Here is a 16861-nt window from a genome sequence, read left to right on the forward strand (position 1 = left end):
ATTGCGGCTGTAATGCACCCCGACGCCAGAGGCTTAATAGTATGGTTTTTTGTTCAGATTTGAGGAGAACAAGAGGCTAGAGATTCCAGCCCCAGTATTCAAGGAATTTGGGGAAATCTTTAAGGTTCGATGCCTGTCGCGCCCAAAATTTGAGACTGGTATAGAAGACAGTGTCGCTTGTATCGTGGCTGCTAAATGCCTTATCCTCACCGACGTAGAGATCAAAAGCCCACCAGCTGATTAAGAGTCTTTCTAATATTTTCGTGTTGTTCCTCACGTATCCGCGACGCGGACCGTCCGATTCGAAAAATGACAGGGTCTTGTTTTGGTATGGAAGGGCGTGAAGATCCAGCATAGCTTTGAGGCGCATGGTCACTTGATGCTGAATGGCGTGTTGGTCTTTTGGGGTAATAACGGCGACATCCCCTATTCGATGCGTTTCACTCTCCAGGGTAAAGGCGATGCGGTTTGCGGCATCTTGATTTCGAAAATCCAGTCGACTCGGCAGGGTATAGCCGTAGACCAATTGGGAAGTTGTCGGCCAATCTTTGGGCAGGGCGTCATGCGGTGTGGCGGTGGTAGGGAAAAAGGCAAGGTAGCAACCACAGGTGTGGACAGTGGTGACAAGGAGCAGATTACCTGCACTGTTCAGGGTATAAATAATGAGGATTCCAGGATTTTTCCCCCCAGTAAGGTTGATTGACGACCAGCCAAGAGGAACCTCGGGAAAGTGGACACGATAAATGAGATTGGTGTAGCGATCTTTGGCCGTAGTGAATTCCTGTGACTCAAAAAACAGAACTGGATTCTCGGGATCAACAAAGATATCGATAGTATCCTCGGCGATGGTTCGGACGCCTGGCGAGCCTATTCGATTAAAATGCTCCTCGTGGGCTTTGACGATAAATGCTGGCGTAAGAGAATCGTTTATCGTCAAGAGAGTAGGCGGAAGATAGAGAGCTGAGCCAGTATTTAGGGATGTTGGCCTTTGGTGTGAGCAACTACTTAAAAAGATTGCCCACAGGACGACGACGAGGAGCGGCAAGGGTTGATTCGCGCGCTTTGTAACTCGAAAGTACCGGTTGAGCATGCTCCACTCCTTGCCATTGTTCCTTCACCAGCAGTTCCAGAATGCTCTTTGAGCTGCTGGTGAAGGGGGGCGGAAGAAACCGCTTCGTCGATTGGGCAGTACGCCGGTGCGGCGAGAATGCCTACTCCAAGAACTCTACATCGGACGGCTCATAATACTCTTTGGGGTGCTTGCAGGATGGGCATTTCGGTGGCGGCTCGTTGCCGGTGTATGTATAACCGCATAGGGAACACTTCCATTTTACCGGTTTCTCACGTTTGAAAACTGTGCCATTCTTTACCATTTCGAGCAATTTTTTGTATCTTTCGCGGTGGGCTGCTTCGATTTTGCCGATCTGGGTGAAAAGCATTGCTGCCTCCATATTCCCTTCCGCTTCGGCTTCTTTGGCAAATGTCGGATACATGCTCATGGTCTCGTAATCTTCACCTTCCATCGCTTCTTTGAGATTGGCCGCTGTGTCGCCGATGCCGTTCAGAAGTTTGAAATGGTCATTGGCATGACGCATCTCGTTGAGGGCAGTTTCTTCAAAGATCCTGGCAATATAATGGTAACCTTCCTTGCGCGCTACTTTGGCAAAAAAGGTATATTTATTGCGAGCCATAGATTCCCCTGCAAAAGCAGCCTTCAAGTTTTCAACAGTTTTGCTCATGAATTCCTCCTGATAAGTATGATTGATTTGGGGTAGGGATTGGATTATATAACAAGAGTTATTAAAGGATAATGATTCCCATTATATTGTATGGAGATTTCCTGTCAATGAGATTTTCGCATCAGTAACTGGTTTTGATGAAAGATTTAGCGGGTTCGGATCTAGACATTCCTGTTGGGCAAGGCATCCACATGATCCTATTCTAAATAGTACAGGCCGTTTAAACATTTCCCAAATTCGACAGTCGCTTTCTCTGAAAAATGACAAAAAAACAACGAGTCTTCGGGGAAAAAGGTGATAATGAATAATTTTTGTGGTATTTATGTTTTACATAGAGTAAAAAGAATGGTTACTCAGACGTGTTGTAACTCTCTTCTGGTGGATACTTCCATCGATCTCACCGACCGAATGAGTACCTGGGGAATTTATTTTTGATAGTCAGGAATTCCGCGCAGGAATATGTGCCGTTTTTTCGGAGTTAGTTGAGTAAGGACTTGCATATCATTGCGACTCCTTACTTTTTTATTTATTCCCACAGCTTGTTAGAAGCGAAGCCGGTGTCAGCCGGTTGGCAACGTTGTAGAGGACAGCAGCCATGAATAAGGATCTATCGAAAGTACGAAATATAGGTATCAGCGCCCATATCGATTCGGGAAAAACCACCTTGACCGAACGTATCCTGTTTTACACCAAACGAATTCATGCAATTCATGAGGTTCGCGGCAAGGACGGTGTCGGTGCGAAAATGGACTCCATGGAACTCGAGAAGGAGCGCGGTATCACCATTCAGTCCGCTGCCACCTATTGCTCATGGAAGGACGTTGATATTAATATCATCGACACACCCGGTCACGTTGATTTCACTGTTGAGGTTGAGCGGGCACTGCGCGTTCTTGACGGGGCAATTCTGGTTCTCTGTTCGGTGGGTGGGGTGCAGTCGCAATCTATCACCGTTAACAGACAAATGACCAGGTACAATGTTCCCCGTGTTGCCTTTATCAATAAATGCGACCGCACCGGTGCCAATCCGGAGAAGGTGACCCGCCAGCTTCGGGAAAAACTGGATCTCAACGCCCACATGCTGCAGATGCCCATTGGTCTGGAAAGCGACCTTCAGGGGATGATTGATTTGATCATCATGAAGGCTGTCTATTTCGAAGGACCGAATGGCGAAACCATTATCGAGAAGGAAATTCCCGCCGAGTATCAAGCGGCGGCAAAGGAAAAGAGGGACGCACTTCTCGAAGAGATTTCCATGTTTTCAGAAGAGCTTATGGAGGCATTGCTGGACGGTGGAGAGGTTGATACCCAGATCGTTTACGATGCCATCCGCAAAGGCACCCTGGCTTTAGAGTTTACTCCGGTACTCATGGGTTCTGCCTACAAGAATAAAGGTGTGCAACTGCTCCTGGATGCGGTACGGAACTTTCTCCCGTGTCCGACCGATGTTACCAACATGGCCCTTGATTTGAAAAACGACGAGAAGGAATTTGAGGTCACCAACAATCCCGACGATCCTCTCATTATGCTGGCATTCAAGCTCGAAGACGGCCGTTATGGGCAGTTGACCTATACCCGCACCTACCAGGGCAAGTTGGCCAAAGGTGATACCGTTTATAACAGCAGAACCGGCAAGAAGACCAAAATCGGCAGGCTTTGCCGGATGCATTCCAACGAGATGGAGGAGATTGAAGAATGTGGCTCCGGTGACATCGTCGCCCTTTTCGGTGTAGATTGCGCATCAGGCGATACCTTCACCTCAGAGGACATCAGCTGCTCGATGACCTCCATGCATATTCCCGAGCCGGTTATCTCTCTTGCGGTTATTCCGAAAGACAACAAGGCGCAGATAAATATGTCCAAGGCGCTTAATCGTTTTACCAAGGAAGATCCTACTTTTAAAACCTACGTTGATCATGAGACTGGCGAGACAATCATCTCCGGTATGGGTGAGTTGCATCTTGAAGTCTATGTTGAGCGTATGAAGCGCGAGTACAATGCGCTGGTAGAGGTAGGTGCTCCCCAGGTAGCTTACCGTGAGACCATCTCCCAGCGCGCCGAATTCAACTACACCCACAAGAAACAGACCGGTGGTTCCGGACAATATGGCCGGGTTGCCGGGTATATGGAACCGATAACCGAGAGTGATTACGAGTTTGTCGACAGTATTGTCGGTGGTGTTATCCCCCGTGAGTTCATCGGTTCCTGCGACAAGGGCTTTAAAAAGAGCCTCGAAAAAGGCTCACTGTGTGGTGCCGCCATTACCGGGGTCCGCTGTGTTATCAATGACGGTGCGTATCATGCGGTCGACTCCTCAGATATAGCCTTCCAGCTCGCCTCTATCGGCGCCTTCAAGGAAGGATATCTGAAGGCCAAGCCGATAATTCTTGAGCCGATCATGAAGGTTGCCGTGGAAGGACCGACTGAGTTTCAAGGGACGGTTATGGGTTCCATCAATCAACGCCGCGGTATGATCATTGGAACGACTGAGGAAGGTACCTACTCGGTTGTCGAAGCGGAGGTGCCGCTTTCCGAGATGTTTGGTTATTCAACTGCTCTTCGTTCTCTCACCCAAGGAAAGGCCGAGTTTACCATGGAGTTCGCGAGCTTCAAGCCGGTACCAAAAGGCGTGAGCGAGCAGTTGGTCAAAGCCTATCAGGAAGAGCGAAAGAACGCTTGAAATTGAGTGGGTTTTTGACTACAACAAAGAGAATTCCCGGACGCGCAAAGTGTTTGGGATTGATGCCTGCGTGAATCTTGCGGGTGGATAAAGAATCGAAAAAAGGTGAACTGCCATGGAAAATAACGAGTTGATAGTGAATAATCCTCTCCGGGCACTCGGACTCGAGGACAAGTCGGGAGGTGGTGTGCAAGCCATGATGGGCTTGGTTATGGCCAGAGCCGGACTCGGCAAGACGGCAATTCTTGTACAATTTGCCCTCGACTGCATGCTGCTCGGCAATCGCGTATTGCATGTAGCGATTGGCGAAGGGGTGGATAAGACCCGTACCTGGTACGATGATATTTTGTCTCTGTTGACCGACGGCGAAAAAATCAGCAATATTCCGGAGATCATGAAAAACCGGATGATCATGACCTTTAAGGAGAGCTCATTCAGCAAGGCGCTTCTTGAGGAGCGGCTTGACGACCTGGTGAAGCAGAATATCTACAAACCCGAGTGTCTGATCATCGATGGCTACGACTTCGCCAACAATGACAAGGAATCCTTGGAAGAGTTGCGCAATTTTATGAACGAGCGCGGCCTGAAAATGATCTGGTTCTCAGCGGTGAGTCATCGTGATGATAAGCGTGTCAGCCTTGATGGTGTTCCTGCTCCCTGTCATGAAGTTGACAGCCTGTTTGAGACCGTCCTGCTGATCAAGCCAGTTGGTGATCTCATGAAACTCGATATCTTGAAATGTGACTCCTGCAAACTCGATCCCGGCTCCACCCTGATGCTTGATCCCTCGACCATGCTGATTAAAAAAGCGTAATCGCCGGGCTGCCTTTTCAGGCATATTGAAGAGTTGAAAAAAGCGGGATGCCTCATCGGCACCCCGCTTTTTGTTTATAGTGCAAGGTGAAATATGAAATTGCGGCCATGCATCGATCTCCATGATGGAGTGGTTAAACAGATCGTTGGATCGACCCTCACCGATAATGATCCGGGGGCGGTAAAAACCAACTTTGTTGCCGATAACAGTCCGGCCTGGTATGCCGCATTGTACCGGTCAGACAATCTGACCGGCGGCCATATCATCAAACTCGGCCCGGGAAATGATAAAGCGGCCGAGGAGGCTCTCAGCGCATGGCCCGGCGGTATGCAGCTGGGCGGTGGGATAACCGCTGACAATGCCGGGCATTGGCTTGATAAAGGCGCCTCGGAGGTTATTGTCACCTCCTACGTCTTTCGCGATGGCATGATTGATACCGGCCGGTTGCGTAAGCTGGTGGCGGCAGTGGGCAGGAACAGGTTGGTTCTTGACCTGAGTTGTCGGAAGAGAGAAAATCAATATTATATAGTTACCGATAGGTGGCAAAAGTTCACCAGTGTTGTTATCTGCCCCGAGGTACTCGAAGACCTGGCCCGCAGTTGCTGTGAGTTTCTCATCCATGCAGCGGATGTTGAGGGCATGTGTTCAGGTATCGAGAAGCCGCTGGTTGAAAAATTGGCGGCCTCGACCCCAATTCCTACGACCTATGCCGGCGGGATTCGTGATCTTGAGGATTTGCAACTGATATGGGAAGCGGGCAAGGGCAGGTTGGATTGCACGGCGGGCAGCGCCCTTGATATTTTCGGAGGTACGACGCTGAGCTACCAAGAAGCTGTGCTTTTTTGCCGGAGCACGGAAGAGGGGCCGGTCTGATGATCATGGCTACTCATTGTTGTCACTCCACCTCTCTTTGAACACAACACCTTCTTTTGTGTCGAGTTTATTTGTTGGGAAAAGGGTGGGTGGAATGTCAGTCAGGTATTGACTGTGCCAGCGCCGCGTTCGAGCCTTGACCTCGGACCGATCTTCCTATACAATAGCACACCAGCAGTCGAACCGGCGTCTGTTAATAACCATCCGAATATTCAAGGAATGCATGTCGTCATACAAGGAAAAGCAGCGACGGGATATTGAAAAGTTCATTGACAAGATGCCGAGCCTGTCAACAACCGTTGGCAAGGTTATGGAAATCTGCAGCCGTACTGACGCATCTCCCAACGAACTCAATAAAGTTATTTCTCTCGACCCGGTTCTCGCCGGCCAGGTCTTGAAGCTCATTAATTCAGCATATTATTCCCTCATCAATAAAGTTACCTCATTGACCCGGGCCATCACCATGTTGGGAATGAATACCGTCAAAAACATGGCCCTCAGTACGGCGATTATTCGCACGGTTGCCGGCACTAAAAAATCCAGGGCCTTACCCACCACAAAATTCTGGGCCCATTCGATCGGTGCCGGGGTCAGTGCAAAACTGCTCGGCGAGGCCAAGGGCCTGCCGGTTATGGAAAGGGAGGAATTGTTTATAGCCGGGCTGCTGCACGATCTTGGCAAGGTACCCTTCGGTGATGACTATATTGAGGCCTTGAATATCGCCAAATTCGAACAGCTGCCCCTTCATGAGGTGGAGCTTGATGTCATGGGTATTAACCATCAGGAAGTCGGCTTGATGATCGCTGAAAAATGGAAGCTCAACGAGTTCATCACAACCTGCATAGGCACACACCACGAAACCGGCAAGCTGAAAGGGGAGATCGGCAACAAGGTCGCCTTGGTTGCCCTGAGTAACATGTACACCAATATTTTTGATCACGGCTATGCCGGCGATCCTTTTCCTCGGGAAGAAAGTATTGAGTATCTCCGAGAGCATGTCGGCCTTCCCGCTGATGAATTCTGCATGATCGGCGACAGGGTGGTTGAGGAAATCCGTAAGGCTGAGGTCTTTCTCAACCTCTGATTTCAAGCAAGCACGGGTTCAGTAAAAATTACGCTGCAAAGAAATGGGAGCCGATATGAAGGTACGTTTCTGGGGTGTGCGGGGGTCAATTCCAAGTCCTGGCCCGAAGACTCAGCTGTATGGCGGCAACACCGCCTGCATAGAGATTCGAGTGGGGAAGGAGGAACGGCTTGTTATCGTTGACGCCGGCTCGGGAATTCGCCCTTTGGGGAATTATCTGATGGCCAACGATCTTCGCAAAGGGCCGATCGAGGCGGATATCTTCCTTTCCCATACCCATTGGGACCACATTATGGGCTACCCGTTTTTTACCCCGATTTATATCCCCGGGACAAAACTCAGGGTGTACGGACCGGTGTCCTTTGAAGAGGATCCCCTGGAGGAAGTGGTGGGCGGGCAGATGAAGTACCGCTACTTCCCAGTCAATCTTGGTGAGCTGGCCTCAGAGATCGAATATATCCGCCTCAAGGAGACCCCTGCCATCGATCTTGGCAAGGGCCTTGTTCTTACTACCAAGCTGCTTAACCACCCCATCACCGCCCTCGGCTACCGCTTCAATTACCACGGCAAGGTCGTCTGTACCTGTTACGACACCGAGCCGTTCCGTAACCTCTTTATCACCGACCCGAACCACCCTGATTACGACGAGGCCATGGCCATTGAAGGGGAGGAGGTGGCGGTTGAACAAAATCTCGCCGTCGAACGGTTTTTCGCTGGTGCCGATCTGCTTATCCATGATGCCCAATACACCACCGCCGAGTTCGGGGCGCGCGTCAATTGGGGGCATACCGCCGTGGAGTATGCCATCGCCGCCGCCAATCGGGCCGGGGTGAAGAAACTGGCACTATTTCATCATGACCCCGACCGTGCCGATGCCACCCTCGACGAGATGGCCAAAACCTACTGTCAGCCTGGAAAATTCGGAGAAACCGAGGTGTTTTTTGCCAAAGAAGGGATGTTGATACATCTGTAGCTGCTTGCTGTCTCGGGACAGGCAGTAACTACTCTTTCCCGTTATCTCTATATTTACGGCGTGTTAGCAGTGCATTGTCGGCAAAATGAGTGCTTGTGAGAGCCAGTTTACCGGGGCGCAAGGGCTCGTTTTATTCGATTCACACACTCGAGATCGGCGTGATAGGGGATGCGCGGCGGCTCCGGAAAGGGCAGATACAGTTCTGCGGCAAAGGGGCTGTTGGCCACATTCCTGTTGTAGGCCTCGACCGCTAGACGTTCGAGGTTGACCGTGTCCTCGATATTGTAGGCAAGGAGGGTGTGCAGGGCCCGTTCATCGTTACATCTTTGGTAGCGTTGCCAGAGAAGGACGGCGAAATAGCCATCAACGCCATCCAAGCCGCCGCGGTTTATGCCCAACATCTTCTCGCATCCTTTTAGCCCACCTTTAAAGCCAAGACGCGCAAGAACAAAGCGCAAATCGATCTGTGCCTGGTTCAGCTTTATCCGAAAGAATCTCTCAAGAAAGGGGATGTCGAAGCCTTTGCCGTTGTAGGTGACGAGCACCTGATAGCGGCCGACGGCATGGACGAAGTCGTCGAGATTGCGGCCATTGATAAAGGTCAGCACCTCTCTGCCGTCATACAGGGCAATAGTGGTGATCTCGGCTGAGTCTTCGAGGCCAGTGGTCTCAATGTCCAGGTAGGCTGTCTTTTCGCGGAAGTGGGGGAAGATTCGCCAGACATCATTACTGGCGAGGCGGCTTGTGAAGAACCCGGGGTCGCCTGTAATCGCGGTCTCCGAAACGCTCAGGGTGCGGTTGGCCTCGGCATGGACCAGAGCGGAGAGGCGGACGGGAAGCGGATTGCACCATCTGTCCCAGGTGGTGATTCCCGCCTCCCAGAGCTGTTTTTCGATCTTTCGGCCAACACCGGGAATATGGCAGAAGGTGTGTTGCAGCATGATCGCCGCGCTTTAGACGGTAGTACCGGTCTGCGGCGATTTTTTTCGGCCCTTACCCGTAGCTCCACCCTTAAATCGCTCAGGTTTTTGGCGTCTTGTCTCTGACTGGAGGGTTTCGGTTGCTTCGCCCACCCTCTGGATCCTCAGGGTCTTGCTGCCGACCCGGCTCTTTTGCAGGAGTCTCAAGACATCGTCCGGCATTCCAACGGGCAGGTCGACGGTGCTATAGGTGTCGTAGATGGAGATCCGCCCGATGTGACGGCTGTTGAGATCCGCCTCGTTGGCGATGGCGCCGACTATGTTGGCCGGCTTTATGCCATGGTCGTTGCCTAGCTCAATACGAAACCGCTCCATGCCTTCATCCGGTGGCAACTGGACGTTGGTGGCACGGCCTCGGGGCGCGGGGCGGCTATTTGTCCGGGGGCTTTGTCTGGGATTTGCCGAGTAGCGCTGCTCCGGGGTAGGTGTTGCAACGAATTTTTCTTCCTCAAGAAGCAGTGGCCGTCCACCCTGGGCGAGGAAGGCGAGCCCGGCCGCCAGTTGCTCGGGGGTGACCTGATTGTCGCTCAGGTACTCGTTTACCAGACTTTGGTATACGGCGATATCGCCCTGTAGGGCAGCAGTGATCTTGTTCTTGAAGATCTCGATCCGCTTTTTGTTGATAACCGCGGTTGAGGGCAGGTCGACCATTTGAATTTTCTGCCGCGTTGCCTGCTCGATCGACTTGAGCATCGAGCGCTCCCGGCCATTGATAAAGAGAATGGCTTCGCCGCTCCGCCCGGCCCGGCCTGTCCTCCCGATACGGTGAATATAGGCCTCGGTATCGAAGGGGATATCGTAATTGATGACATGGCTGATCCGTTCGACGTCAAGGCCGCGGGCGGCAACGTCGGTAGCGACGAGGATGTCGATCTTTTTCGCCTTCAGCTGATCAATGGTGCGCAATCGCTGACTTTGCTGAATGTCGCCGTTGAGGGGGGCCGCCGCATAACCGAGGGCGGCCAGCTGTTCGGCGATTTCCATGGTCTGGATTTTGGTGCGGACGAAGACCAGTATGCCGTCGAAGGTCTCCGCCTCAAGAAGCCTGGTGAGGGCGTGCAGCTTGGCCGCAAGGCCATTGGTGATGAGGCAGCGCTGATTGACGGTCTGGGCGGTGACGGTCTTGGTTCGGATGGTGATCTCCACCGGGTCCTTCAGGTATTTCTGGGCGATTTCGCGAATGGTTTTCGGCATGGTGGCGGAAAACAGCGCAGTCTGCTGTCTGCCGGGTAGTTGCTCAAGGATCCATTTGACATCTTCGAGAAAGCCCATCTTCAGCATCTCATCGGCCTCGTCGAGGATCAGGCTATGAATGGTCTCGGTCTTGAGGGTGCCCCGGCGGATATGGTCCATAACCCTGCCGGGGGTGCCGACGACTACCTGCACGCCGCGGGCCAGGGCTTTTAATTGAATGGTGTAATCCTGGCCGCCGAAGATCGGTAAAACCCGCAGGTCCTTCATGTGCTTGCCGTAGGCCTCGAAGGCCTCTGCCACCTGGATGGCCAGTTCGCGGGTTGGGGCAAGGACGAGGATTTGCGGGTTTCTGGCTTTATCGGCCAGGAGGCGGGTGAGTAAAGGCAGGGCGAAGGCCGCAGTTTTACCGGTGCCGGTCTGGGCCTGGCCGACGACATCCTTTCCTTTCAACATATGCGGGATCATTTCCCGTTGGATCGGAGTGGGGATCTCGTAGCCGGCGTCGCCTACCGCCTGGAGAAGGAGGCCGGTAATACCCAGATCGGTAAAAGACAGCGAGGGTGTTTCGGTTTCACAAAGAGAAGACATAGAAATTCCTGTACAAAAGGGTTAATTCCAAGAAAGAACTTGTTGTGCAAAGCCTGCCCGGGAAAGAAAAACCGGCGAACATCCAGCGAGAATTCCCTAAGGATTCAACGCGGCCGATTAACATGTGTCCGTCCAGTTTTGCGCAATTAACCCCATCCCCCACATTTTTGGGGGACACGACCCAGAAGCGATAGACCGCGGCAAGGGCCGCGACTTCTTCAGCTGGGTACGAATTCCATGTACTGGTCTGACACTCACAATGAAGAGCCGCTTTAATACCAGGCTAAAGGAGAATATGCAATCTTTTTATGCGGGCGATTTTGCGTTATTCGTTGCAAATGGAGGATGACTGGTCTGGGGGGGTGATTTGGCTCAGGATTCGTCGATTTTCTTGCGCATGCACTTGATCCTGCCTCGTCTGGTCTTGCCATCGACTCGTTTTATCCGGGCCGCAAGGGAGGGACGGGTGGGGGTCCGCTTTTTCTCGACGACGGTGGCACGGCGGACAATCATCGCTAATCGTTCCAGGGCGTCCGTCCGGTTTTTTTCCTGGGTCCGGTATTGTTGGGCTTTAATAACCAGGACCCCATCGTCGGTTAGGCGCTGATCGTTCATGGCCAGCAGCCGCTCTTTATATTCGTCCGGCAGTGACGAGGCGCGTATATCAAAACGCAGGTGGATGGCACTGGCAACCTTATTGACATTTTGCCCTCCGGCGCCCTGTGCCCGGATAGCAATAAGGGTGATTTCGTGGTCGGGGATGGTGATTTTTCGATTGATGATCAGCGGCATGATGGTACTGTTCCCGATAGTTGTATAAAAATTCGAACGTATTTTCGCGTGATTGAATATTGATTGATATCCTGCTATGATACCCGCATAAACTGGTCATGTCGAGAAATAGCCCTGATTATACCACAAGGGCATAAGTTTCGTACGAGCAGACAAGCTGCTCAACTCAGCTTTAACAACAAGATGGTGCCTGATATGCGTTGCCCAAAGTGCAATACCGAACAAAGAAATATGGTGGAATGCGATGCCTGTGGCGTGATTTTTGCGAAGTATAAAAAGATACAGGAACGGCGACAGGAAGAAGAGGCGCTAAAGGCCTTGGCGGCTGAAAAATCGGGGAGCGGCCTGAAAATTCTGCAAGTCCTTCTCCTGGTGGTCGTAGTTGCCGCCACCACCTATTATTTCACCAGCAGTAATAATGCTCCTCCGCCACCACCAGCCCAGCCGGTGCGGGAAGCGGCTCCCGTGGCAGTGGTTCCACCACCTCCGGTGACACCAAGGCCTGTCGCGATGTCTGAACCACAGATTGTTGAGGTAACGCAGACACCATCAGGCGGAGGTGTTTCCCAGGCGGCCAGGGCGACGGTATCGATCGAGACTCCCATGGGGGTGGGATCGGGCTTTTTTATCAACAAAAACTATATCGTCACCAACCGTCATGTCGTGCAAGTTGACGAAAAGAAGCTTGCCGAGCTACGCGACAGGATAGAAAAGGACCGGCGGTTTTTTGATCTGGAACAGCAGAAGATAAATGTCTGGAAGCAAGATTATCAGAAGATGCGGACTGGCCCTGCCCGCAACCAGCTGGCAATGATCATTGAACAACACGAAGAGGATCTGAGGAAGAATTTGCCGACGCTGCAGGAGCATGAGAAGAAACTTGCAAAAATCGGCCGGAAGCTTCTGCCCTCGGACATCAAGATCATCCTCCCCGACGGCAGCACCCATGGCTCTAATTACCTCCTGGTAAGCCCTACCTATGACCTCGCTCTGTTGTCAATCTATTCCGGTGCTAGCACGTACATAGAGAAGCCTCCGGCGGGTTCACGACTCAAGCAGGGTGATAAGGTATTCGCCATCGGCAGCCCTGTCGGCCTCAGGCACACCGTCACCGCCGGGGTATTTTCCGGCATGCGCAAGCACGGGGAAAAGGGCCAGGTTTATTTACAGACCGATGCGGCCATCAACCCTGGCAACAGTGGCGGCCCGATTGTCGATGAGGACGGCTTCGTGCGCGGCGTGACCACTTTAGTCCTCAAGGGGGCGGAAGGGATAGGTTTTGCCATCCCCATCGACAAGGTCTTTGATGAGTTTCGGACCACGCTGAATTAGCTCGCCTCTATATCCCGTGCCTCAGGATACTGAAGACCCTGCCAGCCAGCCGGTGGAAAAGGCGGCCTGGAGATTGTAGCCGCCGGTATCGGCCTGGAGGTCAAGGAGCTCACCGACGATATACAGACCCCCCACCAGCCTTGAGGCCATGGTGCGGGGATCGATCTCTTTCAGGCTCACCCCGCCGGCGCTAATGATCGCCTCATCAAAAGAGCGGTAGCCGCTGATGTCAATGCGAAAATCCTTCAGCCACTGCACTAGTCTGTTGCGCATTTTGCCGGGGAAATGGGCAGTGTCCTGACCCGTCGGCAGATTGCAGAGTTCCATACACAGGGGAATCATCTCCCGGGGTAAGAGACCGCGGAGGATGTCGGCAATCGGTTCACCGCCACGGGAGGCAAAATCGCGCTGTAACCGGGCATCAAGCTTGGTGATGTCGAGGGCGGGCTTCAGGTCAAGGCCCAGGGTGACCTTTTCGCCCCGGTCGAGGGCATCGACGGCCAAACCACTCAGGCTGAGAACCACCGGGCCGCTGAGGCCAAAGCCGGTAAAGGACAGCTCGCCGAAATCCTGACCTTTGCGCTTGCCGTCAATGGTGAGCCGTACCGCGACGTTGCGCAGTTCAAGCCCGGCCATCTTGTGGAGGCGTGGATCGGCACAGACCAGCGGCACAAGGGCTGGGCGTACCGGCACTATGCGGTGGCCGAGTTCTTCCGCCAGCCGGTAGCCGTCACCGCTTGAACCGGTTCGCGGATACGATTTGCCGCCGGTGGCGAGAATGACGTTGTCGCAGGGCAGGAGCTCACCATTGCACTGTACTCCGGAGACCCTGCCGTCCTTGACGAGGATGGCCGTTGCCGCTGCTCCGGCGCGCACGGTCACTCCCACCTCTTGCAGCCATTGGTTGCAAACCCTGACCACGTCGAGTGCCCGGCCGCTCACCGGAAAGATCCGGCCGCCACGTTCGACAACCAGAGGCAGATTCCTGCTTTCGAAAAAGGCGGTCAATTCGGCAGTGAAAAATTGCTGAAAGCACTGGCGGAGGAAGGCGCCGTTTTTGCCGAAATGGCCGAGAAATTCCAGGAGAGGCGCTGTGTTGCCAAGGTTGCACCGGCCCTTGCCGCTGATGCCGATCTTGCGGCCGGTCCGTTCCATCTTCTCCAGAAGGATGACTTTCCCGCCCCGTTCGGCGGCGCGTCCAGCCGCCAGCAGGCCAGCGGCGCCGCCGCCGATGACAATGGTTGTAGGTGCTTGCATATGTGCGTTGTGTGATGAAGGGAAGATAGCGGTTACGTCGTGCCGGCCCTGCCTGCCTTTTCCCGCCGGGGATTTGTGGTGGGGCAGATGCAAACTACCCGACTATCAAAAAAAGAAAAAGACCAAAGCCGTCCAGTACTGTGGACAGGAGGAAGGTTTTTCCGTTGAATAATGGCTGATCATGTTTAATAGTACCTTCCCGAAGATATGCTTGGGCTTCACCGGCCGCGGAGAGGTATGAGCGGCTCTTGCAAGCCGAGCCCTCGGTTACGGGGTTGCCACGCACAAGCGGCAAGGGAATGTATGATTCTGAATCAATAGCACAAAAGCTTTACGGCTTAAAGGAGAGTTATGACACAGGCAAGAAGAGGCGATAACGTTAAGGTCCATTATACCGGAAAGCTGAGTGACGGTACCGTCTTTGATACTTCCAGCGGCCGCGAGCCGCTGAGTTTTTCCCTGGGTAGCGGCCAGGTCATCGCCGGTTTTGATGAGGCGGTGCTGGGAATGACGATCGGTGAGTCAAAGGTTGTCCATATCCCTATCGACAAGGCCTACGGGGAACGGAAGGAGGAACTGGTTATGCAGGTGCCGATCGAGCAGGTCCCGCCGGATCTGCAGCCGGAAATCGGTCTGCGGTTGGAGATGGGCGGCATGAACGGCGAGATCGTCCGGGTGGTGGTGACTGAGATATCCAAAACCCATATCACCCTCGATGCCAACCCGCCGCTCGCCGGCAAAGAACTTACCTTCGAACTTGAGCTGATTGACTGCGCCTCGCCCTGATGGTGTTCGCTAAACAAGCCGTATCGCATGCACTTGAGTCTGTCACAAAGCGGCGAGCTCAGCTGCCTCCCGGTAGAATCAGCCGGTAGGCCTCCAGGGTTTTGCCGGCGATCTGTTGCCAATCAAACTGTTCTTCGACCATCTTCCGTGAGTTTTCACCCATTTCCCGGTAATCCGTGGCCAGGAGGGCGGTTATCTTGGCGGCGAGATCCTCTGGATCGGCCGGTCGGCACAGGTAGCCGTTCACCCCGTCTTTGATCAGCTCGGGAATGCCGCCGACCCTGGTGCCGACCAGCGGCAGGCCGGCGGCCATCGCCTCCAGGCCGCTGATGCTGGTGGCCTCCATCAGCGACGGCAGGATGGAAAAGTCGGCGGCGCTATAATAATCGACGATTTCTTCATGCCTCTTATTGCCGAGAAAAACGGCGCGGTTGCCGCAATGGCTGGAAAATTCCGCTTCCACCGCCGACCGCTCCGGTCCATCGCCGATAACGATAAAGCGCAGCCGCGGGTTGCCGAGAAATTCCGTCGCCCTGGCCAAGTGGATAACGCCGTTTTTATCCACCAGCCGCCTGGTGACGATGGCGACGATATCTTCTCCGCCGATACCCAGCTGCCGGCGAATAGCCGCCCCTTTTTCAGGATTGCGGACGAATTTCGCGGCATCCACCCCGTTGGCGATAAAGCGCTGCGGCGCCCGGATGGGGAAGGGCACATGGAGGAGTTCCCGGCTTGGGGCGAGAAAGAGATCGACCTTGGAGAAATGCCTTTTTAGCATCGCCATCCGCCGCCATCCGCCCTTTTTAATCCGCTTCAGGTAGCCCGAGGTGTGGTTGGTGTAGGCCAGGGGGATGTGGTCGATGTTGTACCATTCCAGCGGTCCCATTCCGTGGATATGGATGATGTCCGGCTGCAATTCCGGAAGGAGCCTTCGGACAAAACTCCTGATTTGCAGCCCGTAAAAGAGGGCCAGGTATCGCAACTCCACTTTATATACTTGCCAGCCGTTTTCGCTGATCTCGGCCGGTTCGCCACCGCGCCGCCGGGTCACCACCGCCACCTGGTGGCCGGCCTTGGTAAAGGCCTGGGCGAGTTCGTGAACATGGGCCGATATACCGCCGGGGACTGGCGGGTAATCGATTGATATCAAAAGAATATTCATTTGTTGTCGAGGTTGCGGTAGGCGGTGATGTGGCCGGGTTTTTTGTCGGCTACGGTAATGGCCTGAAAGCCGAGTTCGGCAAAGTCCTTTGTACTCCAAAAGGAAATGTGCTCTTCGAAGGGGTTGCCGTAGGCCTGACCCTGCTCTTCCGGGCCGTTCGGGCAGCCGAGGATGACCATGCGCCGCGTGCTGTCGAGGACCTTCGGCAGGAGGTCGAGAAACACCCCCCGTTCCAGGTGTTCGGGGCCGTGCCAGTGCAGCAGCACGTCAAACTTTCGGGTAAAAAGGGTGTCGATATCCGTCAGGTTGCCGAGGCTAATCCGTTGCCGGTCGGCGGCTGGGGCGTGCTGGAGAAAGTTCCGCACATTTGGTTCGAAAACCTCCAGGATATGCCAGTCGATGTTGTTGGCCCGGCAGATATCGATCCACCAGCGATTGCGGATATCCTGGTAATCGTGAAAACCGACATTGAGAAAACTAGTGATGGGTTTTTGTGCCGCCAGTTGCCTCAGGAGGTTGACGACGGTCAGCTCACGCCTGGTATATCCCCGGCCGGTTTTCTTTACCTTTTGCCAATCGAGGAGTCTGAGAGGGATTTTCACGGATA

15 protein-coding genes are annotated in these 16861 nt (G+C 53.5%); 7 read left to right on the forward strand and 8 right to left on the reverse strand.

All coding sequences use genetic code 11. The features are described from left to right. Positions 1 to 76 precede the first annotated feature (76 nt). Together OEL83_05705 and OEL83_05710 are read right to left on the reverse strand one after the other, a co-directional pair. Positions 77 to 937 carry a hypothetical protein gene (locus tag OEL83_05705; protein MDK9706526.1) on the reverse strand — a complete coding sequence of 287 codons (861 nt, stop codon included), beginning with the start codon at positions 935 to 937 and terminating at the stop codon, positions 77 to 79. Positions 938 to 1211: 274 nt separating this feature from the next. Further along, positions 1212 to 1739 carry a rubrerythrin family protein gene (locus OEL83_05710; protein MDK9706527.1) on the reverse strand — a complete coding sequence of 176 codons (528 nt, stop codon included), beginning with the start codon at positions 1737 to 1739 and terminating at the stop codon, positions 1212 to 1214. 595 nt (positions 1740 to 2334) lie between these two features. On the opposite strand from OEL83_05710, the gene fusA reads away from it, so the two are divergent. The 5 genes from fusA to OEL83_05735 all read left to right on the forward strand — a co-directional run bounded on the left by fusA (position 2335) and on the right by OEL83_05735 (position 8163). Beyond that, positions 2335 to 4419: an elongation factor G gene (fusA, locus tag OEL83_05715; protein ID MDK9706528.1), complete on the forward strand. Its 2085-nt coding sequence runs from the start codon at positions 2335 to 2337 to the stop codon at positions 4417 to 4419. A 115-nt stretch (positions 4420 to 4534) separates the two neighbouring features. Beyond that, on the forward strand, positions 4535 to 5233 hold the full coding sequence (locus tag OEL83_05720; GenBank protein MDK9706529.1) for an AAA family ATPase: 699 nt from the start codon (positions 4535 to 4537) through the stop codon (positions 5231 to 5233). A 93-nt stretch (positions 5234 to 5326) separates the two neighbouring features. After that, positions 5327 to 6106, forward strand: a complete 780-nt coding sequence (hisA, locus tag OEL83_05725) for a phosphoribosylformimino-5-aminoimidazole carboxamide ribotide isomerase (protein ID MDK9706530.1) — start codon at positions 5327 to 5329, stop codon at positions 6104 to 6106. 223 nt (positions 6107 to 6329) lie between these two features. Beyond that, the gene (locus OEL83_05730; protein MDK9706531.1) at positions 6330 to 7190 is read left to right on the forward strand and encodes an HDOD domain-containing protein; all 861 of its coding nucleotides are present in this window, start codon (positions 6330 to 6332) and stop codon (positions 7188 to 7190) included. Positions 7191 to 7245: 55 nt separating this feature from the next. After that, on the forward strand, positions 7246 to 8163 hold the full coding sequence (locus OEL83_05735; GenBank protein MDK9706532.1) for an MBL fold metallo-hydrolase: 918 nt from the start codon (positions 7246 to 7248) through the stop codon (positions 8161 to 8163). A 107-nt stretch (positions 8164 to 8270) separates the two neighbouring features. Here the strand turns inward: OEL83_05735 and OEL83_05740 are convergent, their stop codons facing one another. The 3 genes from OEL83_05740 to arfB form a co-directional block, all read right to left on the reverse strand. Next, entirely contained in the window at positions 8271 to 9104 is an 834-nt protein-coding gene (locus OEL83_05740) for a ribonuclease H-like domain-containing protein (GenBank protein MDK9706533.1), read from the reverse strand. A 12-nt stretch (positions 9105 to 9116) separates the two neighbouring features. Beyond that, the gene (locus OEL83_05745; protein ID MDK9706534.1) at positions 9117 to 10925 is read right to left on the reverse strand and encodes a DEAD/DEAH box helicase; all 1809 of its coding nucleotides are present in this window, start codon (positions 10923 to 10925) and stop codon (positions 9117 to 9119) included. A gap of 372 nt (positions 10926 to 11297) precedes the next feature. Then, complete coding sequence (gene arfB / locus OEL83_05750; GenBank protein ID MDK9706535.1) at positions 11298 to 11717, reverse strand: alternative ribosome rescue aminoacyl-tRNA hydrolase ArfB; 420 nt, start codon at positions 11715 to 11717, stop codon at positions 11298 to 11300. Positions 11718 to 11912: 195 nt separating this feature from the next. Between arfB and OEL83_05755 the strand changes: the two genes are divergently transcribed. Then, positions 11913 to 13049, forward strand: a complete 1137-nt coding sequence (locus tag OEL83_05755) for a trypsin-like peptidase domain-containing protein (protein MDK9706536.1) — start codon at positions 11913 to 11915, stop codon at positions 13047 to 13049. A gap of 21 nt (positions 13050 to 13070) precedes the next feature. Here OEL83_05755 and OEL83_05760 read toward each other — a convergent pair whose 3' ends face one another. Continuing rightward, a complete protein-coding gene (locus tag OEL83_05760; GenBank protein ID MDK9706537.1) occupies positions 13071 to 14306 on the reverse strand; it encodes an NAD(P)/FAD-dependent oxidoreductase in 1236 nt (411 codons plus the stop codon). Between the two features lie 351 nt (positions 14307 to 14657). Between OEL83_05760 and OEL83_05765 the strand changes: the two genes are divergently transcribed. Continuing rightward, positions 14658 to 15092: a peptidylprolyl isomerase gene (locus OEL83_05765; GenBank protein MDK9706538.1), complete on the forward strand. Its 435-nt coding sequence runs from the start codon at positions 14658 to 14660 to the stop codon at positions 15090 to 15092. Positions 15093 to 15150: 58 nt separating this feature from the next. Here OEL83_05765 and OEL83_05770 read toward each other — a convergent pair whose 3' ends face one another. Both OEL83_05770 and OEL83_05775 read right to left on the reverse strand, forming a co-directional pair. Then, positions 15151 to 16254: a glycosyltransferase family 4 protein gene (locus OEL83_05770; protein ID MDK9706539.1), complete on the reverse strand. Its 1104-nt coding sequence runs from the start codon at positions 16252 to 16254 to the stop codon at positions 15151 to 15153. Further along, positions 16251 to 16856: a hypothetical protein gene (locus OEL83_05775; GenBank protein MDK9706540.1), complete on the reverse strand. Its 606-nt coding sequence runs from the start codon at positions 16854 to 16856 to the stop codon at positions 16251 to 16253. Before OEL83_05775 ends, OEL83_05770 begins: the two co-directional genes overlap by 4 nt. Positions 16857 to 16861 lie beyond the last annotated feature (5 nt).

Source organism: Desulforhopalus sp. (genome assembly GCA_030247675.1).
GTDB lineage: Bacteria > Desulfobacterota > Desulfobulbia > Desulfobulbales > Desulfocapsaceae > Desulforhopalus_A.